A 26,029-nucleotide genomic window follows, 5' to 3' on the forward strand; every position below is an offset into this window, starting at 1 on the left:
GAGCGTTGCGGCTGACGCGCATGAGGATACGACCGTGGTCCGTGGCGGCCGGCTGGTCGCGCCCGCCATTGCCGCAAAACCGTCTGACCGTGCCATCATGGAAGTTTCAACCGTCATCCACGACGGCGAAAAGGAAGTGGTGCGCCGCCAGCCCTTCGCGCATGTGAAGATGACGCTGGCCGCCAATCATGTGGCGACGGAGGACTATCCCGACTTCGATCCCCTGGCGATCTTTTCCGCCGACGAGCCGCAGCCCGCGCCGCAAAGCCGCACCGGCGCGCTTTACGGCTCCGACGTCGAATCCGAAGTCAGCCTGAAGACCATTCCGTTCCCGACCGGCAAGACCGGCATGCAGATGGCATCCGGCCTGTCGCTCGAGGAGGTCGAAGAGAATGTGCGCTCCAACGGCTCGGTGCTGACCGACGGCAATACTCAGCTCGCAGCCCTTTATTACGTCGATCCGCGTCGTTTCTCCAACGAGGATGCCGATGTCGATCTGACCGCCGGTCTGTCCGCCCGCGTACTCGAACAGAACATGACGGTCTCCGCATCGGAATCGATCACGCCGCAGACCGAAGAATTCGCCGACGACATCCTTCCCGTGCGCGTCGACACGCCGATCGCCAAGGCGCTGACGGATTCAGGCTATCCGCAGCAATATGCCGATGGCATTGCCGGCTACATCGCGCAGCAACTGGGTTCCAGTGATCTCGACAAGGGCGACGTGCTGCGCATCGGCATCATCCAGAAGGGCGAACAGGCAAAGATCATCCGAGCCAGCGTCTATCGCGGCACGCGCCATCTCGTCACCGTGGCCGTCGACGACAAGGGCAGATATGTGCCCGGCAGCGAGCCGCCGATGCTGGATGCCATCGCCACCGCCTTCGATGACAATTCCTTCGCACCGCCCCCCGGCCAGAACCTGCCGCGCGTCTATGACGGCATCTATCGTGCTGCCCTTTCCTACGGCATGACCAAGGATATGACGGCGCTGATTATCAAGCTGCTCGCCAGCAATGTCGATTTCCAGGCGCAGTTGAGGCCGACCGACAGTCTCGAGGCTTTCTTCTCCGTCGCCGACAGCGCCGGTCAGGCGACCGAGGATTCCGAACTGCTTTATGTCAACGCCCGTTTCGGCGACACGCAGACACGCTTCTACCGCTTCCAGGACCCCGACGACGGCACGGTCGATTATTTCGACGAGAACGGCAAGAGCATCCGCCAGTTCCTGCTGCGCAACCCGGTGCCGAACGGCATCTTCAAATCGGGCTTCGGCATGCGCCGCCACCCCATCCTCGGTTTTGCCCGCATGCACACCGGCGTCGATTGGGCTGCACCCCGCGGCACGGCGATCATCGCCGCCGGCAACGGCACGGTCGAAAAAGCCGGCTGGGATTCCGGCGGTTACGGCAACCAGACGATCGTCCGCCATGCCAATGGCTATGAATCCTCCTACAACCACCAGAGCGCCATCGCCAAGGGCGTCGTCCCCGGCGCCAAGATCCGCCAGGGCCAGGTGATCGGCTGGGTCGGCACGACGGGCGAATCCACCGGCCCACACCTGCATTACGAGCTGATCGTCAACGGCACCAAGGTCGATCCACTGCGCATCCGCCTGCCGGGCGGCAAATCGCTGCAGGGCGAGGCGCTGGCGAAATTCGAGGACGAGCGCAAGCGCATCGATACGCTGCTGAACAACCAGACGCCAGACCAGGTGGCGAGCAAGTAGCGTCTATCTACGCTGGTTCCCCTCCAGGAGACGCCTCGGCCACCAAACGAAAAATGGCGGCCCGAAGCCGCCATTTCCCATCCATCCGGCAAACCGGTTTACGCCGCTTCGCTCACCGTCTGCATCGTCCTGAACTGTAGCCGGTCCGAACCGCTCGTCACCTTTACCGTCGATCCGTCCGGCACCTGGCCAGAAAGGATCTGCTCGGCCAACGGATCCTGCACGAACTTCTGGATCACCCGCTTCAGCGGCCTTGCGCCGTAGACCGGGTCGTAACCCTTGTTCGCCAGCCAGTGGCGGGCTTCCTCGTCGAGATCGATGACGATCTTGCGCTCGGACAGCAGGGCCACCAGCCGCTTCAGCTGGATATCGACGATTGCGCCCATCTCCTCGCGCTTCAGGCGATGGAAGAGGATGATCTCGTCGATGCGGTTCAGGAATTCCGGCCGGAAATGCCCGCGCACGACTTCCATCACCTGCTCGCGAACCGTGTCGCTGTCGTCGCCGTCCTTCAGCTGCGTCAGATATTCGGCGCCGAGGTTCGAGGTCATGATGATCATCGTGTTGCGGAAATCGACCGTCCGGCCCTGGCCGTCCGTCAGACGTCCGTCGTCCAGCACCTGCAGCAGGATATTGAAGACGTCGGGATGCGCCTTTTCGATCTCGTCGAACAGCACGACCTGATAGGGCCTGCGGCGCACGGCTTCCGTCAGCGCTCCGCCTTCGTCATAACCGACATAGCCGGGAGGCGCACCGATCAGCCGGGCAACGGAGTGCTTCTCCATATATTCCGACATGTCCATACGCACCATCGCCGTTTCGTCGTCGAAGAGGAAGCGGGCAAGCGCCTTGGTGAGCTCCGTCTTGCCGACGCCAGTCGGGCCGAGGAAGATGAACGAGCCGATCGGCCGGTTCGGATCCTGCAGGCCGGCCCGCGCGCGGCGGACGGCGCGCGACACGGCCTGAACCGCATCACCCTGGCCGATCACCGATTTCGCCAGTTCGTCTTCCATCCGAAGCAGCTTGTCGCGTTCGCCTTCCAGCATCTTGTCGACCGGAATACCGGTCCAGCGGGAAACGACATGGGCAATATTGTCGGGAATGACGACCTCCTGCACCATCGCGCCGCGTTCGCCATCCTGCTTTTCGGCGTCGACGAGCTGCTTTTCCAAATCCGGAATGACACCGTAGGTCAGCTCGCCGGCACGTTGGAATTCGCCTTTGCGCTGGGCGATCGCCAGTTCATTGCGGGCATCGTCGAGCTGCTTCTTCAGATCGGCGGCAAGGCCGAGCTTCTGCTTTTCCGCCTGCCAGCGAGCCGTCAGTGCATCGGCTTCCTCTTCGAGGCCGGTCAGTTCGGTCTCCAGCCGCTTCAGCCGGTCAGCAGAGGCAATGTCGGTTTCCTTCTTCAGCGCCTCGCGCTCGATCTTCAGCTGGATGATCCGGCGATCGAGCTCGTCGAGCTCTTCCGGCTTGGAATCCACCTGCATCCGCAGGCGCGCTGCCGCCTCGTCCATCAGGTCGATCGCCTTGTCGGGCAGGAAACGGTCGGTGATATAGCGGTTGGAAAGTGTCGCCGCGGCCACCAGCGCCGCATCGGCGATGCGCACCTTGTGATGCTGCTCGTATTTTTCCTTCAGCCCACGCAAGATCGAGATCGTGTCTTCGACCGTCGGTTCGTCGACGACGACGGGCTGGAAGCGGCGGGCAAGGGCCGGATCCTTCTCGACATGTTTGCGATATTCATCAAGCGTGGTCGCGCCGACGCAGTGCAGCTCACCGCGGGCAAGGGCGGGCTTCAAGAGGTTGGAGGCGTCCATCGCCCCATCCGCCTTGCCGGCGCCTACCAGCGTGTGCATCTCATCGATGAACAGGATGATCTCGCCGTTCTCAGCCTGGACTTCATTGAGCACGGCCTTCAGCCGCTCCTCGAATTCGCCGCGGTATTTCGCACCGGCAATCAGCGCGCCCATGTCGAGCGCCATCAGCTTCTTGTCCTTGAGCGATTCCGGCACGTCGCCGTTGACGATGCGCAGCGCCAGGCCCTCGACGATCGCCGTCTTGCCGACCCCGGGTTCGCCGATCAGCACAGGATTGTTTTTGGTGCGGCGCGAAAGCACCTGGATGGTGCGACGGATTTCGTCGTCGCGACCGATCACCGGGTCGAGCTTGCCCTCGCGCGCTTCGGCGGTGAGATCGCGTGCGAACTTCTTCAGCGAATCGAAACCCTGCTCGGCATTGGAGGAATCCGCCGTCCGGCCCTTGCGGATGTCATTGATGACCTGGTTGAGGCCCTGGGCCGTCACGCCTGAATTCTTCAGCGTCGAAAAGGTCGAGGCCGAGGATTCGATCGCCAGCGCCTGCAGCAGGCGCTCGACCGTGACAAAGCTGTCGCCGGCCTTCTTCGCCGCTTCTTCAGCGGTCGAAAGGACCTTGGCGAGAGGCTGCGCCAGATAAATGTTGCCGTTGCCGCCGGAGATCTTCGGCAACTTGGCGAGAGCTGCGTCATTGGCAAGGCGGGCGGCCTTGGCATCGCCGCCGGCGCGCTCGATCAGCGATGCCGCCATGCCCTGATCGTCATCGAGCAGGACTTTCAGCACATGTTCGGGCGTAAATTGCTGGTGACCCTGCGCCAGCGCATAGGTCTGGGCGGACTGGATGAAACCGCGCACCCGCTCCGAATATTTCTCGATATTCATATGGTACCTCCATGGATCGCCCTGCCCTGACGAGGCGCAGACCGATGATTGAGATCGACCCCCTGAAAAGGCAGGTCGCGCTTTGCCCGTCTGGGATTCGGGCGAAGCAGTTCGAAGAGAATATGGTAGCCTGTTCTGCGAGTTTAAAGAGCCCGTAAAATGAAAATCCCCGGCACAAGGCCGGGGATTTTCAAGCTAATTCGAGCAGATGGCATGAACTTCACGCTCGCCCTTGAAGGGGAAGCGAAATCCTCATTCCGATGCGACGTCAGCCAGCACTGGCGCCTCGGCAGAGGCGCCCTCGCCTTCAGCGGCGGCTTCTTCGCCCTCAGCACCGCGACGCGGGCGACGGGGACGGCTGCCGGTGCTGCGGCGGCGGGGCTGGCGTTCGCGCGGCTGGCCGCCGGCACCTTCCTCGTCCATGGCGACTTCGGCCGGAATACCTTCGATCTCCGGCTGTGGGCCGGTTCCATCGATGAGTTCGGACTGGGGTGCCGGTGCCGGCGCCTGAGCGGGTACCGGCTTCGGCTGCTGCTGTGCCTGCGGCTGCGGCTGGTGCTGCCTGCTCTGCGGCTGATGCTGCCTGTTCTGCGGCGGCTGGACGATAACGACGTCGTCGCCGTCATTGTCATTGTCATTCTCATTGTTATCCATATCGTCGCCGTCGCGGTCCGCACCTTCGCGATCATTGTACTCGCCGCGGTCGTCGCGCTGGAAGCGTTCCTGCATCTGCGCCTGGGCGCTGGCGATGATACGATTGTAATGTTCGGCGTGCTGGAGATAGTTCTCGGCAATCACGCGATCGCCGGAGCTTTGGGCGTCGCGGGCGAGCTGCGCGTATTTTTCGGCGATATGCTGCGCAGTACCGCGAATCTTCACATCGGGGCCGGAGCTGTCATAGGTCCGGGTCAGCGGATTGCCGCCCTTGCGGTTGAAATTGTTGTTATTGTTATTTCCACCGCCGCCGCCACCGCCGCCGTTGTTATTGTTACCACGCCCTCGACCGCGCTTGTTCTGCTGTCCTGGCCTCATAGATCGTTCACCTGAATTCTCTGTTTGTGATGGATACATGGCACCAACCGCCATGACCGGAAACCGGGTCAGGACCTTTGTGCCGCGAGCATACTGCGCCTTTGCGCCGACCTGCCGCTTGGTTCTCAAGTCAGTTTGACTGATTCACGCATTGGGTCGTGTTCAACCGTTGAAACTCTCGTTTAAAAGAGCGGACCCCCGAGGCAAACCAAGTACCGAACGAATCTCGTTCATTCCTATCTGCCCAACACGTGACCGCAACCTATATTGCTTCACCGGGAAATCCAAGCCTTTTCTTCGCAATAACAATAATGTCCTGTTCAATGCCGGATTGTCGTCTCTCACGTGAGCGCGAACACGAGCACCCTGTCGTTCTGACCATAATCTTTCACGGATTTGAGGCACCTGAAGCCTTTCGCTTCAAAGATCGCCGTCACGTCGTTTCGCTGATCGTAGCCGATCTCCAGTCCGACGACCCCATCGGGCCTGATGAACCTTGCCGCATCCTTGGCTATGGCTTTGTAAGCGTCAAGCCCATCCGGGCCGCCATCCAGAGCCGCAGCCGGATCAAATTTCGTCACTTCGGGAGCGAGATCGTGAATGACATTGGAAGCAATATAGGGCGGATTTGAGACAATCGCGTGAAACGATCCCTGGATGTTCTCGAACCAACTCGACTGGACGACCTGAAAACGATCCTGCAACCCGTTTCTTTCTGCATTCGATCTTGCCGTCAGAAGTGCATCCGCCGATATGTCGCTGCCGACACCTGACGCATCAGGACACTCGCTCAAAAGCGCAAGGCATATCGCCCCGGTCCCGGTTCCCATGTCAAGGATATGGAGACGGCTTTGCGCCTTTGCAAGGTCTTTGAGATAGACGAGAACCGTATCGACCAGGATTTCCGTATCCGGCCGCGGTTCCAGCGTTTCCGCCGAGAGCCGCAGCGGCAGGCCATAGAATTCCCGCTCGCCGAGAATGCGATGCACCGGCTCATGGCCGAGCCGCCGCTCCAGCGCCTTGAAAATCACTTCGGCCTGTTCAGGAGAAAGCCTCTCGGCCGATCGCGTCAACAGCTCGGTCGGCGACAATTTCAGAAGGCCCGCGACAAGCAGCCGCGCATCGGTCGCCGGGTCGACGATACCGGCTTCGGTGAAGCGACGGCGCGCTTCGGCAAGCATATCGGCGACCGTCGAGCTCATTGTTGCTCGCCGAGCTGCGCCAGCTGGCTGGCCTGGTAATCGGCCATCAGCGCGTCGACGACCTCCTCGATCTCGCCTTCCATCATTCGATCAAGCTTATAGAGCGTCAGATTGATGCGATGGTCCGTCACACGCCCCTGCGGGAAATTATAGGTGCGGATACGTTCCGAGCGGTCGCCGGAGCCGACCTGGCTTTTGCGATCGGCCGAGCGCTCGCTGTCGGCCCGCTGCCGCTCCGCGTCGTAGAGCCTGGAGCGCAGCACCTGCATCGCCTTGGCGCGATTTTGGTGTTGCGATTTTTCCGAGCTGGTGACGACGATGCCGCTCGGCAGGTGGGTGATACGCACCGCCGAGTCCGTCGTATTAACGTGCTGGCCGCCAGCACCCGAAGAGCGCATCGTGTCGATGCGGATGTCTTCAGCCCGGATCTCGATGTCGATCTCCTCGGCCTCGGGCAGCACCGCCACCGTTGCCGCCGACGTATGGATGCGGCCCCCCGCCTCAGTTTCCGGCACGCGCTGCACGCGATGCACGCCGGATTCGAATTTCAGCTTGGCAAAGACGCCCCTACCGGTAATCGTCGCGATGATTTCCTTGTAGCCGCCGGCTTCGCCCTCGCTCGCCGAGAGCACCTCCACCTTCCAGCCCTTTTCCGCCGCAAAGCGCTCGTACATGCGAAACAGATCGCCGGCGAAAAGAGCGGCTTCCGAGCCGCCCGTGCCGGCGCGGATTTCGAGGATCGCGCTCTTTTCGTCCGCTGCGTCCTTCGGCAGAAGCAGGATCTGCATCTCCTGTTCCAGCACCTCGATCTGCTCTTTCACCTCGGGCAGCTCCAGCTCGGCGAGGTCGCGCATCTCGCGGTCGACCGACCTATCCTCGAGCAGCGTTTCGAGATCGGCAAGCTCGGCGACCGCTTTCTCATAGACGCGGATCTTCGTCACGACAGGCTGCAGCTCGGAATATTCGGATGCGAGCTTCACATAGACATCGGCAGCCGGGCCAGCCGACATGCGCGCCTCGATCTCGCCGAAACGACGTTCCAGCTCGCGCATCTTTTCAACGGGAAGCTTCGCCACCCTTCACTCCGATTCTTCTTAATCTCTGTCTAAAGGGGAATATTGTGGCTCTCGGCGAAGCGGGCAAGCACCTCGCGCATCGGCGTCAAGGCGTGGTGATCGTCCAGCACCTCGTCCATCGCCTTCGTCAGCGCCCCGACATCGAGCCCTAGCAGCATCGCCTTCACCGGTCCGATCGAGGCCGGTGACATCGAGATCGAGCGGAAGCCGATACCGAGCAGCGCCATCGCCGAGATGGGTTTGCTGGCGAGCTCGCCGCAGAGCGTCACCGGCGTCTTGTTCCGCTCTGCCCCGCGCACAATATCGCGCAGGATGCGCAAGAACGGCTTGCCCAGCGGATCGAAGCGGTCCGAAACCCGTGCATTGCCGCGATCGACCGCCATCGAGAACTGGAAGAGGTCGTTCGAACCGACCGAGACGAAATCGACCGCCTCCATCAGTTCGTCGAGCTGCCAAAGCAGGGCCGGCACCTCCAGCATCGCCCCGAATTGCAGCTTGCGCGGCAAGCCGTGGCCGAAGCGTGAGAGATGCTGCACTTCCTTCTGCAAAAGCTCGCGCACCATCTTCAACTCGGAAACCTCGGTCACCATCGGCACCATCAGCTTCAGCTCGGTGTCGGCCGATGCCTTTAGCAGGGCGCGCAACTGGGTGCGCAACAGTCCCGGCCGGTCGAGCGACAGCCGGATGGCGCGCCAGCCGAGTGCCGGATTTTCTTCCTCATGGCCGCGGAAATAGGGCACGACCTTATCGCCGCCGATATCGAGCGTACGGAAGGTGACGGTGCGGCCCGCCGCCTGTTTGATCACATTGCGATAGAACTGCTCCTGCTCATCCGCCTTCGGCATGGTGGAGGCGATCATGAATTGCAGTTCGGTGCGGAAGAGGCCGATGCCCTCGGCACCCGATTCCGAAAGCTGCGGCAGGTCGACCAACAGCCCCGCATTCATCATCAGCGAGATCCGCTGCCCATCTTTGGTCACCGGCTCGACGGCGCGCAGTGCCCGGAACTGTTCCTGCCGCCTGGCGCGGAAGCGGACCTTTTCCTCATAGGAACGCCGGTGATCGGCCATCGGCCGCAGATGCACATGCCCCTCGTCGGCGTCGATGATCACGGCATCACCATTCTCGGCGAGCGCCACCACACCCGCCGCCTGGCCGATGACCGGAATGCCCATGGCGCGTGCGACGATCACCACGTGGCTCGTCACCGCCCCTTCTTCCAACACCAGCCCACGCACATTGGAACGCGGATAATCGAGCAGCTCGGCTGCCCCCATGGCGCGCGCCAGGATGATTGCGTCGCTGGGGAAACCTTCGGCGGTCGTCCGGCCGGTATAACCCGTCAACTGTCTGAGCAGCCGGTTCGCCAGATCCTCGAAATCATGCATGCGTTCGCGCAGATAAGGGTCGGTCAACCGCATCATCCGCGCCTTGGTGTCGCTCTGCACCTTCTCGACTGCTGCTTCCGCCGTCAGGCCGTTGCGGATCGCCTCCTCGAGCTTGCGCACCCAGCCCTGGTCATGCGCGAACATGCGATAGGTTTCGAGCACCTCACGATGTTCGCCCTCCATCGACACGTCGCGACGCGACAGCATGTCGTCGATTGAAATCCGAAGCGAGCCCATGGCTTCGGCCAGCCGCCGGATTTCCTTCTCGGCATCTTCGTTCAGCAGGTTGGTAACGACGATGCGCGGCTCGTGCAGCACGACGTAACCGAGGCCGATGCCGTCATTATAAGTGTCGCCATCGACGGTCACCGAACGCGTCAGGTCGAGTTCGAGGCCCGGCTTGGTGATCTTCTTGAGCTCGCCGGTGGCGATCATTTCGGCAAGCACCATCGCGGTCGTCTCGAGCGCTTCCAGCTCTTCCTCGCGATAGTTGCGGCTTGCCTTGTTCTGCACGACGAGAACGCCGAGTGAGCGCCCGGTCCTGAGGATCGGCACACCGAGGAAGGAATGGTAGATTTCTTCGCCCGTTTCCGGCAGGTAGCGGAAAGCAGGGTGCGACTGCGCGTCGGAAAGGTTCAGCGGCTGGGCCGAGGCCGCGATCGTGCCGACCAGGCCCTGCCCCATCTTCAGTTGCGCCAGATGCACGGCCTCGCGGTTGAGGCCTTCGGTCGCGTAGAGTTCGAGTACGCCGTCGGCACGCAGCACATAGACGGAGCAAACCTCCGCCACCATATTGCCGGCAATCTGGCGGACGATCCGGTCAAGACGCTCCTGCGGCTCCAGCGGCTCCGCCATCAACTCGCGCAGCCGCCTGAGCAGCACGCGCGGACCGCCGGAAAGGTCTCTCATGGCGTCTCAAGCTCCCGAAACAACGCACTCAGTCCCGGCAGGCCGGCCCTCGCCTCCTCAACCTGAAGGGGCAGGCCGCCCACTGGGAATCAATTCTTATCCAGACCGTAGCAGGAATGCAAAGTCCTGACAGCGAGTTCTGCATAGGGACCGTCGATCAGGATGGAAATCTTGATCTCGGAGGTCGTGATCGCCTTGATGTTGATGCCTTTTTCGGCAAGTGCACGAAATGCGGTCGCGGCAACGCCCGCGTGGCTGCGCATGCCGATGCCGATGACCGATACTTTCACCAGCCCCGATTCGTTTTGCACGACGTCGTAGCCGATCTTCTCCTTATGGTCGCCGAGCACCTTGATCGCCTTCTCGACGTCGCCTGATGGCACGGTGAAGGTCATGTCGGTCTTCGACCCGTCCTCGGAAATATTCTGGACGATCATGTCGACATTGATATGGGATTCGGCGAGCGGTCCGAAGATCGCCGCGGACACGCCCGGCCGGTCGGCAAGACGGCGAAGCGAGATCTGAGCCTCATCCTTGGCATAGGCGATGCCGGTGACTACTTCCTGTTCCACGATTTCATCCTCGTCACAAATCAGCGTTCCGGGCGGGTTCAGCAGATCGCCCATGCCCGGAGCATCGGGGTCTTCGAATGATGAGCGCACGAAGGTGCGCACCTTGTGCACCATGGCAAGCTCGACCGAGCGCACCTGCAGTACCTTGGCGCCGAGCGAGGCCATTTCCAGCATTTCCTCGAAGGCGATCTTCTTCAGCCTGCGCGCCTTCGGCACGATGCGCGGGTCGGTCGTGTAGACGCCGTCGACGTCAGTATAGATATCACAGCGGTCTGCCTTGACAGCTGCCGCGATTGCGACGGCCGAAGTGTCCGATCCGCCGCGCCCGAGCGTCGCGATACGGTTGTCGGGTCCCAACCCCTGGAAGCCGGAGATGACGGCGACCTGCCCCTCGCCCATGCGTTTGACGATGTCAGAGCCGTCAATCTCCATGATCCGCGCCGCGCCATGCGCGTTATCGGTGCGGATCGGGATCTGCCATCCCTGCCAGGAACGGGCATTGATATCCATCGCCTGCAATGCGATCGCCAGCAGCCCGGATGTCACCTGCTCGCCGGATGCGACCACCGCATCATATTCCCGCGCATCGTAAAATGGAGAATTGGCGCCGATCACTTTCGGCGTGCCCTGGACCCAGCCGACCAGTTCATTGGTCTTGCCGGACATGGCCGACACCACTACCGCGACCTCGTGCCCGGCATCGACTTCGCGTTTTACGTGGCGGGCAACATTCTTGATGCGGTCCAGGTCAGCGACGGACGTGCCGCCGAATTTCATTACGATGCGTGCCATATGCCTCTACCACGACTGGCGCCGGGAAAGCGGAAAACCGGACCCGGCATCACGAAAGCTCTGGGGCAGACCGCTTGGCCAGAGAGCCGGATTCCCAACTTCCGGAACCGCTCTAAGGCCCAGGTCCCCAAAGGCCCCAAGTTGCGGCGTCTCTTAGCGAGTTTGGCGGGGGGAGGCAAGCGCGGGCGATAAAAGCTATTGGCGAGCGGTTCCGCCCTCGTCAGTCCTCTGGTCTGCACCCTTGACTTATGCCCCCGATCGTCCGACTTCACATCTCACGAATGAAGGAGTGGACGATGACGGAAGGCGCCAGAAGCACGATCGACCAAGGTGAAGTGGACCGCTTCTCGGCGATGGCGGCGGAATGGTGGAGCCCGACCGGCAAATTCAAGCCGCTGCACAAGTTCAATCCCGTCCGGCTCGCCTATATAAGAGACAAAGCCTGCGAGAATTTCGGCCGTGATCCGAAAAGCGCGCGCCCGCTCGAGGGCCTGCGCGTGCTCGATATCGGCTGCGGCGGCGGTCTGTTATCCGAACCTGTCGCCCGCATGGGCGCGTCCGTCGTCGGCGCCGATCCGTCCGAGAAGAATATTGGCATCGCCTCCACCCATGCGAAGGCCTCCGGCGTTTCGGTCGACTATCGCGCCGTCACCGCCGAGGAGCTCGCCGAGGCTGGCGAGACCTTCGATATCGTCTTGAACATGGAGGTGGTGGAACACGTCGCCGATGTCGAATTCTTCATGACGACCTGCGCGAAAATGGTCCGCCCCGGCGGCCTGATCTTCGTTGCCACCATCAACCGCACGCTGAAGGCGGCAGCGCTTGCCATCTTCGCCGCCGAGAACATTCTGCGCTGGCTGCCGCGCGGCACGCATCAGTATGAAAAGCTGGTACGCCCGGAAGAGCTGGAAAAGCCGCTGGCCGCAAACGGCCTCGAGATCACCGACCGCGCCGGCGTCTTCTTCAATCCGCTGTCGAACCAATGGAACCTGTCCAAGGATATGGACGTGAATTATATGCTGATGGCAAAGCGGCCGGCTTAGTCCCGCCGTCAATAAGCCGGCTACACTTTCAGCGCGATACGCAGGCCGAAATCATAGAAGGCGAGCGGCGTGGACTACACGTCAGTTTACGTCTTCCGGCAAAACAGGAATGGCTGAGATCTCGATGCCCTCTTCGAGGAGGGCCTGCGCCTCGTCGAACGTCGCCTGGCCGATGATGCCGCGGGCATCCGCCTCGCCGTAGTGGATCTTGCGGGCTTCCTCGGGAAATTGCGTGCCGACGTCCTCGGAATTGGCCTTGACCGCCGCAACGGCCTCCTTGAGCTTTTGCAGGGCCTCGCGGCGCATGGCATCCATCGCCAGCGTCTGCCTCTCGTCCTTCTTCCGCGCCGTCGACACCGAAGGCGCCATCAACAGCTTGGAAATGGCGGCGGAATGACAGACCGGGCAGGTCAGAAAACCGGTTTCGACCTGACGATCGAAATCGGCGCTTTCCGAAAACCAGCCTTCGAATTCATGGGCATTGTCACAGGTGAGGGAATAGCGGATCAAGCGGCGACGCCTCCGGCGACTGCTCCCGCAATCTTCTCGACCGAGAATTCCCGGCCATTCCTCAGGTTCGGGATCTTGTCATGCGCGGCCTTGACCGCGGCGGGATCGATCTCGGCGACGATAACCGCCGCACCGGTGGCGCCGGCCGACGCCAGCACCGTGCCCCAGGGATCGATGATCATCGAATGGCCGAAAGTCTCGCGCCCGTCCTCGTGCCGGCCGGCCTGCGCGGCGGCGATGACGAAGACACCGTTCTCGATCGCCCGTGCCCTGAGGAGGATCTCCCAATGCGCCTCGCCGGTCTGCTTGGTGAAGGCGGCGGGCACCGTCATCACTTCAGCGCCGGCCATGGCCTGGGCGCGGAAGAGCGCGGGAAACCGCACGTCGTAACAGATCGCAAAGCCCATTTCGGCAAAGGGTAGCGACAGGACACGGGCCTCCGAGCCGGCTGTATAGGCGGCACTTTCACGCCAGCTCTCGCCATTGTCGAGATCGACGTCGAACATATGGATCTTGTCGTAGCGATTGAGAATCCTGCCGTCGGGACCGAACAGGAAACCGCGATTGGCGATCTTGCCGTCGGCAAGGGCAATCGCTGTCGAACCGACATGCATGTGAATACCGAGCTCCACGGCAAGCTCTGAGCCTGTCTTGACGATGATGTCATGCGCCTCGTCGGCAAGCACGGCGCGTGCCGCCGCACGGTCTCGCTGCAGCATGCCGGTCATCTCGGGCGTCTGCACATAGGTCGCGCCCTGGGCAGCGGCCTCGCGCACCAGCCGCGCCATGGCGGCGGCATTCTTCGCCGGATCGACCCCGGAGCACATCTGGACAGCTGCGGCCTTGAAGCTCATCGGTTCTTCCTCAAGCCGCCAGCATCGGATCGAGCTTGCCGGCCCGATCGAGCGCAAAGAGATCGTCGCAACCGCCGACATGATCGGCGCCGATGAATATCTGCGGAAAAGTGGTCCGTCCGTTCGACTTGCCGATCATCTCCTGGCGAAGATCCGGCGAAAAGGTCGCGTCGTGCTCGACATATTCGACGCCCTTTTCTTCGAGAAGGGACTTGGCGCGGGTGCAATAGCCGCAAAACTGCCGTGTGTAGATGGTGACGGGTACCATAATCTCTCCAGACTGATGCCGGGTATTCCTGTCATATAGGCTCGGAGAGAGCCCTTGCAAAGGTCAAAACCGTTATGTCGGCCGCACCCGCCTTGCGCAGTGTCCGGCTTGCCGCAGCGACCGTCGCCCCTGTTGTATAGACGTCGTCGACGAGGACGATGCGCTTGCCGAAAATGTCGTTTTCGCAACCCTTGGCAATCACGAAAGCACCCCTGACATTGTCCTCACGCGCCTTGGCACCGAGGCCGACCTGCTGGCTGGTGCGCTTGACGCGAATAAGCGTGGCGGCAAGCAGCGGCTTGCCTGAGAGCCTTGCCATATGGCGGGCAAGCTCGGCTGCCTGGTTGAACTTGCGCGCCAGCATGCGGGTGCGGTGAAGCGGCACCGGGATCAGCGCATCGCAGCTCTCGACCGTCCCGTCGGAAGCGCGCAGCATCCAGGCAGCCATCATCGGCGCCAGATCTGTGCGATCGCGATATTTGAGCCCATGAACGAGATCGCGGACCGCATGGTCATGGGTCGCAGCCGACCGCAGCCGGTCGAAGGGCGGCGGGTTGGCGATCGCCTCGGCGCTGAGGATGCCGACGCCGAGATCATGCGAGAAGGGAATGCCAAGCACCTCGCAATAGGGCCGTTCGATGAAGCGGATGCCGGACCAGCATTTTGCGCAGAGCCCGCGATGGCCGCCTGTGGAAATACCGCAGACGGAGCAGGCGGGCGGATAAAAGAAATCGGCAAGCGCCGAAAACGGCCGCAAGAGATGCGCCCGCAAGAACTCTGACGGTTTTTCAACGTTGATCAGTCCCATGCCGCCGAGACTAGCCTGTTCTTCGCGAAAGGAAAATCGTCTTGCCGCACAGGCGGCGCGGGACTAAGGACATCGCCATGGAAACGATCTTCGACAGAGCCCTGATCGCCGCACATCGCCATCGCGCGCTTGTAAACAACGACCCGAAAGCCGCCTTCCTGCTCGACATTGCCGCTGAGGAAATGGCCGAGCGGCTTACTGTGGTCGAACGGACTTTCGAGACCGCCGTCGAACTGCATGGCGCAACCGGTGCTGCCGCCCGTGCCGCGCTGGCGACGGGCAAAATCGGCACGATGATACGCATCGAAAGCGAGAAGGCCTATGCCGGGCCGAGCGAAACATTGATCGAGGCGCCGCTCGAGGACGTGCCGCTCGAACAACAATCGGCCAATCTTATCCTTGCGCCGCTCAGCCTGCATCTGACCAACGATACGCCAGGTGTCTTCATCCAGATCCGCCGCGCCCTGAAGCCGGACGGCCTGTTCATGGCGGCGATCCCCGGCGCCGGCACATTGCAGGAACTGCGCGATGTGCTGCTGGCCACCGAGGTCGAGATGACGGGTGGCGCAAGCCCGCGTGTCATCCCCTTCGCCGATGTGCGCGATGTCGGCAGCCTCATGCAGCGCGCCGGCTTCACCTTGCCGGTAATCGATGCGGAGAACTATACGGTGCGCTATGATTCGCTCTTTCCGCTGATGCGGGATCTGCGAGCGATGGGCATGAGCAATCCGCTTGCGGCCCGAGCCCGGATGCCGCTGACACGCGCCTTCTTCCTGCGCGCGGCGGAGATCTACGCCGAACGTTATTCCGATCCCGATGGACGCATCCGCGCCACCTTCTCGATCATCTATGTCTCGGGATGGGCTGCCCATGAGAGCCAGCAAAAGCCGCTCAGGCCGGGTTCGGCCAAGGCGCGCCTTGCCGATGCATTGAAGGTGGACGAGCACAAGCTCAAGCAGTAACGGCCGGCTGCTTCTTCAATTCACCGTCATATTGTTGTTGATCACGTTGAAGACGTCCTGCAGGGCGCCGGTGAAGACCCCGAGACCGGAGATGAGCGCGCCACAAATGAGGGCGGCGATCAAGCCATACTCAATTGCCGTCGCACCTCTGTTATCTGCAAGAAATGCTTTCAAAATACGCATTATTTCGCGACCCTTTGAGCGAAACCGACGGCAAACGACCAATTCCACGACCATCGGGCGACGGCCGGCATTTTTCAGCAACCGGCGCCGACGCCATAGCCCTGGACGACGCAGACCGAACCGGGCGTATCTTGGAGGACGCTGCGGCGGATCGTATAACGCTTGCCGCTGTCACTCTTCGGGATCGATCCTGTCGTGATCGTATCGAAATCCGCCGGCGCGCTGGCAAAGACGCTTTTCTTCGAGGAATCCGCAAGCATTGGCGTCAGAATGAGCGTCAGCGCGACCACTGCCGTGCCGAACAGAAGGGCGATATTCAGCGCACCCGTCCTGCGCGAGGCAGACGAGGCCCGTTCCTTTTCCCGGACAGCTTTCCAGAAATCATCGTCCATGACGTCAAGCCTTTTAATACACGCACGCCAGATGCTTGATTGAGGCCGATCTTTGGCAGAAGGTGTTAAACGATCCATTAATATCCACAGCCGAAAACGATGTGGCACAATAATAATCAGATAACGCTAAAGTAAATCCTGCAACATCGGGATGAGCGGCTCGTCAGCCGGCGGCATCGGATAGTCGCGTAGCGCCTGCGGACGCACCCATTTTAGCGCCTGCCCCTCCCGGCCCTGGGGAATGCCCTCATAGCGCCGGCAGATATAAAGCGGCATCAAAAGGTGGAAGGTCTCGTAGGAGTGGCTGGCAAAGGTAAGCGGCGCAAGGCAGGCGATCTTGGTGTTGATGCCGAGCTCTTCCTCAAGCTCGCGCACCAGCGTTTCCTCCGGCGTCTCACCGGGCTCGACCTTGCCGCCGGGAAACTCCCACAACCCGGCAAGCGACTTTCCCTCGGGACGTTGTGCCAACAGGATGCGCCCATCGGCATCGATCAGCGCACAGGCGGCGACCAGCAATATCTTCCGGCCTGCCTCGCTCATCGCGGCTCCTGCTGCCAATAGCAATAATGATAGGCGTCGCGAAAACCCAGGCGCTCATAGAGTGCGATGGCCGGGCGGTTGGACAGCTTCACCTGCAGCCAGGCCGAACGGGCGCTGCGCATGCGCGCCCAGCGCAGCGCCGAGGTGAGGATTTCCGTGCCGAGCCCCTCGCGCCGCCGCGCCTCGGAGACCGAAAGCGACATAATCCCGGCAAGGTCATTGTCCTGGACGCAGAGCACGGTCGCAAGCGGGCCGTCCGCCGCATTCTCGATCATGAATAGGCCGGATGGCGGCTTGATCGCCGAAATGATTTCGGCAAGCGCCGGCTTCAGCCTCAGTGGCGCCCGGTCGACGGCGAGGTTGGCGTCGACGAAACGGCCGACATCGTGAGTCGGCAGGTGATCGAGCGTATCCGGCAGCTCCGCCTCGGCAAGGTCGCAGGTCATCACCACTGTATCGTCGAAGCGCGTCCAGTTCTGCGCGCGCAGAAGTTCGATCAGCACCGGCGAGGCAAGCGGCGTCTGGCGGACCACAGCGGCGCGGCCATAGGCCTCGAACTTTCGGCGCGCCTTTTCCAGGCGGATTTCGACATCGCGATGATCCGAGGGATCGAGCGGCACGATCGAATTCAGCCGGTTGGACGGGTGACCGGCCGTCAGCCGCACCTGCCAGCTTCCGTCATATTGCACGGATGCCGCCGGCCAGGCGCGAAAGCCGACGGCCTCCAGCCTGCGCACCAGCGGCAGATTGTGTGAGAAAATGGATACCTGCGCCAATGAACGATCAGCTCCGATAGTCGCCATTGATCGCAACATATTCCTTGGTGAGGTCGCAGGTCCAGACGGTTGCTGTGCCGCCGCCGAGGCCGATATCGACTTTGACGGGGATATCCTGCGCCTTCATGACGTTCGAGGCGGCCTCCTCGGAATAATCGGGATCACGCTCGCCATTGACGGCGACCCTGATGTCGCCGAACCAGATGGCGAGCCGGTCGCGGTCGGCCATCTCGCCGGACTTGCCGACAGCCATGACGATACGGCCCCAATTGGCGTCTTCGCCGGCGGCCGCCGTCTTGACCAGCGGCGAATTTGCGATCGATAGCGCGATACGCTTGGCGGCGGCATCGCTCTCGGCACCCGTCACGGTGATTTCAAGCATCTTGGTGGCACCTTCGCCGTCGCGCACCACCTGCAGCGACAGGTCCTTCAGCACTTCGTTGAGTGCGGCCCGGAAGGCGGCAAGGCGCGGATCGTCGGCACGTTCGATGCGGGCCTGGCCGTCCTCGGCCGCGGCACCCGTCGCAAACAGCATCAACGTATCGGAGGTGGAGGTGTCGCTGTCGACGGTCATGGAGTTGAAGGTCGGGCCAACGCCGTCAGACAGAAGCGCCTGCAGCGCGGCAGGCGCAATGTCGGCATCGGTGACAACGAAGGAGAGCATCGTCGCCATATCAGGCGCGATCATGCCGGCGCCCTTGGCGATGCCGTTGATCGTCACGGCCACGCCGCCGATTGCGGCGCTGCGGGTCGAAACCTTCGGATAGGTGTCGGTCGTCATGATCGCCTTGGCGGCCTCGAACCAGAAATCGCCGGTCGCTTCGACCTGCATTCGGTCCAGAACGCCTGAGAATTTGGTGGCATCCAGCGGCTCGCCGATGACGCCGGTCGAGGCCAGATAGACCTCGTTTTCGGCGCAGCCGACGGCAGCGGCAGCCGACTTCGCCGTCAGCGCGGTCGCCTGCCGGCCCTTCAGGCCGGTGAAAGCATTAGCATTACCGGAATTGACGACGACGGCGCGGGCGCTGCCATGGGGGAGATTGGCCCGGCAGAAATCCACCGGCGCCGACGGGCACTTCGAGCGGGTAAAAACGCCCGCAACAGTCGCCGGCCTGTCAAAGACCATCATCAGCACATCTGTGCGGTTCTTGTACTTGATGCCGGCGGAAGCCGTCGCCATCCGCACGCCGCGCAGCGGTGGCATCGAGACGAAGGATTTCGGGGCGAGCGGAGAGACGGAACCGGACATGATGAGACCTGCCAATGAGCACTTCCAGGCGAAATGGAAACCGGTTCGCCGTCCGGAAATGCGACAACAAACGATGCCAGAGCATGATGCCGAAAAGTGTCAGCGGCTTTCGGACAACACCATGCTCACCTTCTTTGATTTAGATCCGGATGATTTTAGGCCGATCAGGCCCAAAATCATCCGGATCTAATGAAGGGCCCGGAAGAACCGGGCCCCGATGCGAATATTACTGCTGCGGCGCTGGCGCGACGGGATCACTGCCCGGCTCCGGCTGCTTGTTGGCCTGGTCGTAACCCTTGCGCAGCGTCTCGTCCGTGATCTCGATCTTGGCGGAGGCCTTCGCCTTGTTCAGAAGCTCAAGATACTTGTCGCGCATGACGAGCTGACGAACCTGATCCTGCACCTGCTCGAAGGGCGGCGGCGGAGCGTCGCGCTTATCCTCAACCTTGATGACGTGGAAGCCGAAATCGGTCTTAACCGGCGTCTTGGAATAGGTGCCCTTCTCAAGCGCGAAGGCTGCGTCCTCGAATTCCTTGACCATGCGGCCGCGCGTGAAATAGCCGAGGTCGCCGCCTTCCGACTTGTTCGGATCGGTGGACTTTTCCTTGGCGAGTTCGGCGAAATCCTTGCCGGCATCGAGCTGCTTGATGATGTCCTTGGCTTCGTCCTCGGTCTTGACGAGGATGTGACGGGCGTGGACTTCCTCCTGCTTCGGCAGGGCAGCGACTTCCTTGTCGTAGCGGGCCTTGACTTCCTCAGGCGTCACGATGTCGACGACATGCTTCTTGAAATAGGCATTGTGCAGCTCGCGGTCAGTGAGATACTGCATGCGCTTCTTGAATTCGTCGGTTTGATCAAGCTTCTCAGCCGCAGCGTCGGCGGCGAGCAGCTTCACGTCGATGGCGGCGGAAAGGGCTGCGACCTTCTTCTGGTCATCTGGAAGCTGCGCCAGCTGCGGGTCGAGATTGGCGACCGCGAGGTCGAGTTCCGACTGGTGGATCTCCAGAGTGCCGACCTTGGCGATGACGGCGTCATCGGCATGGGCCGGGCCCTGGAGCGCAACAAAAGTTGCAAACGCCAGAACGGCAAGTTTGTTGGTGCTCAACATGAAATACCCTTCACAGTTACATTGCCGGTTTCAGCATCCCCTGAATCCAGCCCAAAATAGCCATCAACACCGGATTGTGGCCTTTCTGTATCCGCCAAATCCGTTGACATCATTCGACCCCCCTCTTATCTGTCACGCAACCTCGCGTCCAGAACAGTTTCCGGGCGTTTTAAGGCGCGCGCCTGATTTTCGGCTGGGCCGCGGACAAGAAACGCCGGGGATGAATATTGAGAAAGGGCCAGTCATATGGTCAGCTTTGGCGGTATAGCCCGCAAGTTATTTGGGTCTTCCAACGACCGCCGCGTGCGGTCCTACCAGCCGAACGTCACTGCCATCAACTCTATCGAAGAGAAGACGAAGGCCCTGACGGACGAGCAGCTCGCGGCAAAGACCGTGGAGTTTCGCGCCCTGCTCGCCGAGGGCAAGACGCTCGACGACATTTTGATCCCGGCCTTTGCCGTCGTGCGCGAAGCCTCGCGCCGCGTTCTCGGCCTGCGACCTTTTGACGTACAGCTGGTCGGCGGCATGATCCTGCATTCGAATGCGATTGCCGAGATGAAGACCGGCGAAGGCAAGACCCTCGTCGCCACCCTGCCGGTCTATCTGAACGCGCTTTCCGGCAAGGGCGTACACGTCGTCACCGTCAACGATTACCTCGCCCAGCGCGATGCCGCGACCATGGGCCGCGTCTACGGCTTCCTCGGCATGACCACCGGCGTCATTGTCCACGGCCTTTCCGACGAGGAACGCCACGCCGCCTATGCGTGCGACATCACTTACGCCACCAACAACGAACTCGGCTTCGATTATCTGCGCGATAACATGAAGTACGAGAAGAACCAGATGGTCCAGCGCGGCCACAACTTCGCAATCGTCGACGAAGTGGACTCGATCCTCGTCGACGAGGCGCGCACGCCTCTGATCATCTCCGGTCCGCTCGACGACCGCTCCGAACTCTATAATACGATCGACGCCTTCATTCCGCTGCTGGCGCCGAGCGATTACGAGATCGATGAGAAGCAGCGCTCCGCCAACTTCTCCGAAGAGGGCACCGAGAAGCTGGAAAACCTGCTCCGCCAGGCCGGCCTCTTGAAGGGCAACGCGCTCTACGACATTGAGAACGTCGCGATCGTCCATCACGTCAACAATGCGCTGAAGGCCCACAAGCTCTTCCAGCGCGACAAGGACTATATCGTCCGCAATGACGAAGTCGTCATCATCGACGAGTTCACCGGTCGCATGATGCCGGGCCGCCGCTATTCGGAAGGTCAGCACCAGGCGCTCGAAGCCAAGGAAAAGGTGCAGATCCAGCCGGAAAACCAGACGCTGGCCTCGATCACCTTCCAGAACTACTTCCGTATGTACGACAAGCTCGCCGGCATGACCGGCACGGCGCAGACGGAAGCGGAAGAATTCGCCAACATTTACAATCTCGATGTCATCGAGGTCCCGACCAACCTCCCGATCAAGCGCCTCGACGAGGACGACGAGGTCTACCGGACCTTCGACGAGAAGTTCAAGGCGATCATCGAGGAGATCCTCGACGCCCACAAGCGCGGCCAGCCGGTGCTGGTCGGCACCACCTCGATCGAGAAATCGGAATTGCTTGCCGAGCGCCTGCGTAAGCAGGGCTTCGACGACTTCAAGGTCCTGAACGCCCGCTACCACGAGCAGGAAGCCTATATCGTCGCCCAGGCCGGCGTGCCGGGTGCCATCACCATCGCCACCAACATGGCCGGCCGCGGCACCGACATCCAGCTCGGCGGCAACCTCGACATGCGCATTGAGCGCGAACTCGGCGAAGTCGAAGCCGGTCCGGAGCGCGACGCCCGGATCCAGGCGATCATCGAGGAGATCAAGGCACTCAAGCAGAAGGCGCTCGAAGCCGGCGGCCTCTACGTCATTGCCACCGAGCGCCATGAAAGCCGCCGCATCGACAACCAGTTGCGCGGCCGCTCCGGCCGTCAGGGCGACCCCGGCCGCTCGAAGTTCTACCTCTCGCTTCAGGACGACCTGATGCGCATCTTCGGCTCCGACCGCATGGACAGCATGCTGACCAAGCTCGGCCTCAAGGAGGGCGAGGCGATCGTCCATCCCTGGATCAACAAGGCCCTGGAGCGCGCCCAGAAGAAGGTCGAAGCCCGTAACTTCGACATCCGCAAGAACCTCTTGAAGTATGACGACGTTCTCAACGATCAGCGCAAGGTGATCTTCGAGCAGCGCCTCGAACTGATGGAATCGACCAATATTTCCGAGACCGTTTCCGACATGCGCCGTGAGGTGATCGAGGACATGGTCGAAAAGCATATCCCCGAGCGCGCCTATGCCGAACAATGGGATGCCGCCGGCCTGAAGACCGGCGCTTTGAACATCCTCAATCTCGACCTGCCGGTCGAGGACTGGGTGAAGGAAGAAGGCATCGGCGAGGACGATATCCGTGAGCGCCTGACGGAAGCCACCAATGCCGCCTTCACGGAAAAGGCCGAGCGTTTCGGCGACGACATCATGCATTATGTCGAACGTTCGATCGTCATGCAGACGCTCGATCATCTCTGGCGCGAACACATCGTCAACCTCGACCATCTGCGCTCCGTCATCGGCTTCCGTGGCTATGCCCAACGCGATCCGCTGCAGGAATACAAGTCGGAAGCCTTCGAGCTCTTCACGGCGCTGCTCAACAATCTGCGCGAAGCCGTCACCGCCCAGCTGATGCGCGTCGAACTGGTGCAGCAGGCGCCCGCCGAGCCTGAACCGCCGCTGATGCAGGCCCATCACCTGGATCCTACGACCGGCGAGGACGATTTCGCCCCGGCGATCTACCAGGCATCGGAAGTCATCGTTTCTCCTGAAAACCGCAACCCGGATGATCCATCCACCTGGGGCAAGATCGGCCGCAACGAGACCTGCCCCTGCGGCTCCGGCAAGAAATACAAGCATTGCCACGGCGCCTTCGAGCAGGTCTGAGGCAAGCCGCAAAGATCCGCGAAAATGCCGCCTCCGGGCGGCATTTTCTTTTCTGCGGCAACGCCGGAAAACCGGAATTTCAGCGTCGGACGGCAAACCAAACCAGAACCGTTTCTTAACCCTGTTCTGTCAAGACTTCCGGGGCGATTTGCCTGACCTTTAGAGTTTTGCGTGTTCATCATGGCGGTCATAGAAACAGCGGAGAAGATGCTGCCGGCGGGCCTGCGCCCGATCGGCGGCCGCACGCTGCGCATGCTTGCTGCCGTGCTCACCGAACGCGGTGAAAAGGCGGCCGCCCAGCGCATGGCGCTGACGGCCTTTTCGATTCGTATCCTCAGCGCCGCACTCGCCTTCGTCTCCCAGATCGTGCTCGCCCGGCTGATGGGCGAGTATGAATATGGCATCTTCGTTTTCGTCTGGGTGCTGGTCGTCGTCTTCGGTGATCTCTCATGCCTCGGTTTCCACACCGCGATCATCCGCTTCCTGCCGCAATACAGGGCAGCGGGCGCTTTCGAGGAAATCCGCGGCCTGACCGGCACGGCGCGCATCTTTGCGCTGCTTTCCGGCACGGCGGTGCTCGCCGCTGGCATGCTCGGCCTGCATTTCTTCGGCGATAAGATCCAGGTCTATTATCTCGTCCCGATCTTCATCGGCCTGCTCGCCATGCCGATGATCGCGCTCGGCGACATTCTGGAAGGCACGTCGCGGGCGAACCACTGGCCGGTGATGGCGCTGAGCCCGGTCTATATCGTCCGCCCGATCCTCATCATCCTTTTCATGCTGATCGCGATTGGCATCGGCGCCGAGCACACGGCCGTCACCGCGATGCAGGCAGCACTCGTCGCCACCTTCGTCACCGCCCTCGGTCAGTATGCCGCAACGCTCTACCGCCTGCGCCGGCATTATGACGAAGGCCCGCGCAAGGTCGATTTCCTCGCCTGGTTCAGCGTCGCCTTTCCGATTTTCCTGATCGAGGGCGTGAGCTTCCTGCTGACCAATTCCGACGTGGTCGTCGTCGGCATCTTCCTCGAGCCGCACGACGTCGCCATCTACTTCGCCGCCGCCAAGACGATGGCGCTGGTGCATTTCATCAATTTCTCGGTCAAGGCAGCCTCCGGCCCGCGCTTTTCCTCGATCATCGCCGAAGGCGACCATGCTCAGCTCGCGAGCGCTGCCATCGACGCCGCCCGCTGGACCTTCTGGCCGGCGCTCGGGGTCGGCCTTGTCGTGCTTGCGGCCGGTCATCTGCTACTATCGCTCTTCGGCGGCGCTTTTACGTCAGGTTATCTGGTGATGGCGATCCTGCTCGCCGGCATCCTCGCCAAGTCGCTGGTCGGCCCGGCCGAAACGCTGCTGATGATGGCAGGCAAGCAGAACCTCTGCGTCGCGCTCTATGCCGGCGCACTGACGGCCAATGTCAGCCTCAACCTCGCTTTGATCCCGCATTACGGCATCGAGGGCACGGCGATCGCCACGGCCTCGGCCATGGCCGTCGAGGCGATCCTGCTGCATGTCGCCGTGCGCCGCACGCTCGGCATCGTCCTTTTCGCTTTCGCCGGCCCCTCCGCCGCAACGCCAGAAATGAGAGTTCGATAGATGGTGCGTGTTCCCCCCGTTACCGAAAGCACCGACAGCACCGCGAACCGCATGTTGCATGATCTCGCCTCGCTGAATTTCGAAGCGCCGCAGGCCGAGGCTCGCGCCGAGATCGGCCGACCGGGCCGCGAGCTCTGCCTCTACCCCGGCAAGCTCGGCTATGAGCTCCAGGATGAGCTCGATTTCCTCTCCAACCGGGCGATGGAACCGAACGTCTTTTTCTCCGGCCGCTTCCTCGCCCCCGCCATGCCGCGGCTCGAAGATCGGCAGGTGAACTTCGCCCTGATCCGCGATCACAATGCCGGCCGCAGCCGCATGCGGTTCCTCTTGCCGTTTTCGGTCGACAAGCCGGGCTTCGCCGTCGGCCCGTCGATCATCCGCGGCTGGTCGAACAGCTTCGGTCCGCTCGGCACGCCGCTTGTCGATGGCGAGGATGCAGCCGAGACCCTCGACAATCTTTTCGAGGGGCTGACCGCTCGCGATCTCAATCTGCCCGGCATATTGGTTCTGCCGGATCTGCGGCTGAACGGTATCTTCGTGCGCATGGTCAAGGCCGTGGCGCTCGGCCGCAATCTTCCAGTCACCGTCACCAATCCTTACGAGCGCCCGATGCTGCAGAGCGAGGATGAGGCGCCCGTCTATCTCGGCAAAACCATCTCCTCCTCGCATATGCGCGAGATGCGCCGCCAGTGGCGCCTGCTGGAGGAGTTGGGAACAGCGGTCTATGCCGTCGCCCGCCAGCCGCGCGAAATCCATATCCGCTTCGAGGAATTCCTGGCAATGGAAGCCGGCGGCTGGAAGGGCAAGCGGCGAAGCGCTCTCGTCACCGATCGTTATCATACGGCCTTCGCCCGTGAGGCGGTGTCGAACCTTGCCGCCGTCGATGCCGTGCGTATTCACACGATCGATCTCAACGGCAAGGCGATTGCCGCCATCGTCGTGCTGATGATGGGCGGCGAGGCCTATACCTGGAAGACCGCCTACGATGAAAACTATGCCCGCTATTCGCCGGGCAAGCTGCTGATGAACGAACTCACCGAATGGCATCTCGACGATGCCAACATCGTCCGCTCCGATTCCTGCGCCGTCTCGGATCATCCGATCATGAGCCGCTTCTGGCAGGAGCGCGAGGAGATGGGAACGCTGGTGATCGGCCTGACGCAGAACAGTGACCGCGACATGCGCCAGGTCTCAGCCCAGCTCCACATGTACCGCAGCACCCGCAACATGGCGAAGATGCTGCGCGAAAAAATCATGTCGCTCGCCGGGCGGGGCTAAAGCCTTTCCAACAGAAGTGCCTAAAGCATGTCGCGCAAAAGTGTGCGCGGTTTTGCGATAACGACATGCGTAAAAACAAAGACCTAAAGCGCGAGTGGC

Annotated in this window: 23 protein-coding genes (1 of these 23 running past the window's edge); 7 read left to right on the plus strand and 16 right to left on the minus strand. The window is 61.7% G+C overall.

Annotated elements, in window-relative coordinates; genetic code table 11:
* On the plus strand, window positions 1-1,729 hold the 3' portion of the coding sequence (locus tag AB8B31_RS19335) for a M23 family metallopeptidase (RefSeq protein WP_018243739.1). 212 nt of this gene lie to the left of the window's left edge; only the last 1,729 of its 1,941 coding nucleotides appear in the window; the start codon falls outside the window, past its left edge; its stop codon occupies window positions 1,727-1,729.
* 98 nt (window positions 1,730-1,827) lie between these two features.
* On the opposite strand, the gene clpB is transcribed toward AB8B31_RS19335, so the two are convergent.
* From clpB to AB8B31_RS19365, 6 genes are all read right to left on the minus strand, one after another.
* Complete coding sequence (gene clpB, locus AB8B31_RS19340) at window positions 1,828-4,428, minus strand: ATP-dependent chaperone ClpB (RefSeq protein ID WP_028734616.1); 2,601 nt, start codon at window positions 4,426-4,428, stop codon at window positions 1,828-1,830.
* A 252-nt stretch (window positions 4,429-4,680) separates the two neighbouring features.
* A complete protein-coding gene (locus AB8B31_RS19345; RefSeq protein ID WP_028734615.1) occupies window positions 4,681-5,460 on the minus strand; it encodes a DUF4167 domain-containing protein in 780 nt (259 codons plus the stop codon).
* A 341-nt stretch (window positions 5,461-5,801) separates the two neighbouring features.
* Entirely contained in the window at window positions 5,802-6,662 is an 861-nt protein-coding gene (prmC, locus tag AB8B31_RS19350; RefSeq protein WP_028734614.1) for a peptide chain release factor N(5)-glutamine methyltransferase, read from the minus strand.
* Window positions 6,659-7,738, minus strand: coding sequence for a peptide chain release factor 1 (gene prfA / locus AB8B31_RS19355; protein ID WP_028734613.1), 1,080 nt, complete (start codon window positions 7,736-7,738; stop codon window positions 6,659-6,661). Before prfA ends, prmC begins: the two co-directional genes overlap by 4 nt.
* A 29-nt stretch (window positions 7,739-7,767) precedes the next feature.
* The gene (ptsP, locus tag AB8B31_RS19360; RefSeq protein ID WP_018243744.1) at window positions 7,768-10,035 is read right to left on the minus strand and encodes a phosphoenolpyruvate--protein phosphotransferase; all 2,268 of its coding nucleotides are present in this window, start codon (window positions 10,033-10,035) and stop codon (window positions 7,768-7,770) included.
* Between the two features lie 89 nt (window positions 10,036-10,124).
* Window positions 10,125-11,399, minus strand: coding sequence for an aspartate kinase (locus AB8B31_RS19365; protein WP_011653679.1), 1,275 nt, complete (start codon window positions 11,397-11,399; stop codon window positions 10,125-10,127).
* Window positions 11,400-11,695: 296 nt separating this feature from the next.
* On the opposite strand from AB8B31_RS19365, the gene ubiG reads away from it, so the two are divergent.
* A complete protein-coding gene (gene ubiG, locus AB8B31_RS19370) occupies window positions 11,696-12,442 on the plus strand; it encodes a bifunctional 2-polyprenyl-6-hydroxyphenol methylase/3-demethylubiquinol 3-O-methyltransferase UbiG (RefSeq protein ID WP_028734612.1) in 747 nt (248 codons plus the stop codon).
* Between the two features lie 81 nt (window positions 12,443-12,523).
* On the opposite strand, the gene AB8B31_RS19375 is transcribed toward ubiG, so the two are convergent.
* The 4 genes from AB8B31_RS19375 to AB8B31_RS19390 are packed head-to-tail and all read right to left on the minus strand — an operon-like array spanning window position 12,524 to window position 14,882.
* Window positions 12,524-12,952, minus strand: coding sequence for a DUF1178 family protein (locus AB8B31_RS19375; protein WP_028734611.1), 429 nt, complete (start codon window positions 12,950-12,952; stop codon window positions 12,524-12,526).
* The gene (locus tag AB8B31_RS19380; RefSeq protein WP_018448077.1) at window positions 12,949-13,806 is read right to left on the minus strand and encodes a carbon-nitrogen hydrolase family protein; all 858 of its coding nucleotides are present in this window, start codon (window positions 13,804-13,806) and stop codon (window positions 12,949-12,951) included. Before AB8B31_RS19380 ends, AB8B31_RS19375 begins: the two co-directional genes overlap by 4 nt.
* Window positions 13,807-13,816: 10 nt before the next feature.
* A complete protein-coding gene (gene grxC, locus AB8B31_RS19385) occupies window positions 13,817-14,074 on the minus strand; it encodes a glutaredoxin 3 (RefSeq protein WP_011653683.1) in 258 nt (85 codons plus the stop codon).
* Between the two features lie 31 nt (window positions 14,075-14,105).
* A complete protein-coding gene (locus AB8B31_RS19390; RefSeq protein ID WP_018448078.1) occupies window positions 14,106-14,882 on the minus strand; it encodes a ComF family protein in 777 nt (258 codons plus the stop codon).
* Window positions 14,883-14,959: 77 nt separating this feature from the next.
* On the opposite strand from AB8B31_RS19390, the gene AB8B31_RS19395 reads away from it, so the two are divergent.
* On the plus strand, window positions 14,960-15,844 hold the full coding sequence (locus AB8B31_RS19395) for a methyltransferase domain-containing protein (RefSeq protein ID WP_018448079.1): 885 nt from the start codon (window positions 14,960-14,962) through the stop codon (window positions 15,842-15,844).
* A gap of 15 nt (window positions 15,845-15,859) precedes the next feature.
* On the opposite strand, the gene AB8B31_RS19400 is transcribed toward AB8B31_RS19395, so the two are convergent.
* The 5 genes from AB8B31_RS19400 to argJ all read right to left on the minus strand — a co-directional run bounded on the left by AB8B31_RS19400 (window position 15,860) and on the right by argJ (window position 18,984).
* Window positions 15,860-16,027: a Flp family type IVb pilin gene (locus AB8B31_RS19400; RefSeq protein ID WP_018448080.1), complete on the minus strand. Its 168-nt coding sequence runs from the start codon at window positions 16,025-16,027 to the stop codon at window positions 15,860-15,862.
* A 74-nt stretch (window positions 16,028-16,101) separates the two neighbouring features.
* Complete coding sequence (locus tag AB8B31_RS19405; protein WP_018243751.1) at window positions 16,102-16,419, minus strand: hypothetical protein; 318 nt, start codon at window positions 16,417-16,419, stop codon at window positions 16,102-16,104.
* A 126-nt stretch (window positions 16,420-16,545) separates the two neighbouring features.
* Entirely contained in the window at window positions 16,546-16,959 is a 414-nt protein-coding gene (gene mutT / locus AB8B31_RS19410) for an 8-oxo-dGTP diphosphatase MutT (protein ID WP_012759141.1), read from the minus strand.
* A complete protein-coding gene (locus AB8B31_RS19415; protein WP_018448081.1) occupies window positions 16,956-17,762 on the minus strand; it encodes a GNAT family N-acetyltransferase in 807 nt (268 codons plus the stop codon). The genes mutT and AB8B31_RS19415 overlap by 4 nt, the downstream gene beginning before the upstream one ends.
* Complete coding sequence (argJ, locus tag AB8B31_RS19420; RefSeq protein ID WP_018448082.1) at window positions 17,743-18,984, minus strand: bifunctional glutamate N-acetyltransferase/amino-acid acetyltransferase ArgJ; 1,242 nt, start codon at window positions 18,982-18,984, stop codon at window positions 17,743-17,745. The genes AB8B31_RS19415 and argJ overlap by 20 nt, the downstream gene beginning before the upstream one ends.
* Here argJ and AB8B31_RS19425 point away from each other — a divergent pair.
* Window positions 18,983-19,174, plus strand: coding sequence for a hypothetical protein (locus AB8B31_RS19425; RefSeq protein WP_018448083.1), 192 nt, complete (start codon window positions 18,983-18,985; stop codon window positions 19,172-19,174). The two genes, argJ and AB8B31_RS19425, sit on opposite strands and share 2 nt — an antisense overlap.
* A 36-nt stretch (window positions 19,175-19,210) precedes the next feature.
* Here the strand turns inward: AB8B31_RS19425 and AB8B31_RS19430 are convergent, their stop codons facing one another.
* The gene (locus AB8B31_RS19430) at window positions 19,211-20,092 is read right to left on the minus strand and encodes a peptidylprolyl isomerase (RefSeq protein ID WP_018448084.1); all 882 of its coding nucleotides are present in this window, start codon (window positions 20,090-20,092) and stop codon (window positions 19,211-19,213) included.
* Window positions 20,093-20,338: 246 nt separating this feature from the next.
* Here AB8B31_RS19430 and secA point away from each other — a divergent pair, with 246 nt between their 5' ends.
* The 3 genes from secA to AB8B31_RS19445 all read left to right on the plus strand — a co-directional run bounded on the left by secA (window position 20,339) and on the right by AB8B31_RS19445 (window position 25,930).
* A complete protein-coding gene (gene secA / locus AB8B31_RS19435) occupies window positions 20,339-23,056 on the plus strand; it encodes a preprotein translocase subunit SecA (protein ID WP_018448085.1) in 2,718 nt (905 codons plus the stop codon).
* 180 nt (window positions 23,057-23,236) lie between these two features.
* Window positions 23,237-24,652 carry a lipopolysaccharide biosynthesis protein gene (locus AB8B31_RS19440; protein WP_032994771.1) on the plus strand — a complete coding sequence of 472 codons (1,416 nt, stop codon included), beginning with the start codon at window positions 23,237-23,239 and terminating at the stop codon, window positions 24,650-24,652.
* On the plus strand, window positions 24,653-25,930 hold the full coding sequence (locus AB8B31_RS19445) for a GNAT family N-acetyltransferase (RefSeq protein WP_018448087.1): 1,278 nt from the start codon (window positions 24,653-24,655) through the stop codon (window positions 25,928-25,930).
* The last annotated feature ends 99 nt before the right edge of the window (window positions 25,931-26,029 follow it).

Origin of the sequence: Rhizobium sp. 62_C5_N11_2, assembly GCF_051811185.1 — a bacterium.
GTDB classification, from domain to species: Bacteria; Pseudomonadota; Alphaproteobacteria; order Rhizobiales; family Rhizobiaceae; genus Rhizobium; species Rhizobium leguminosarum.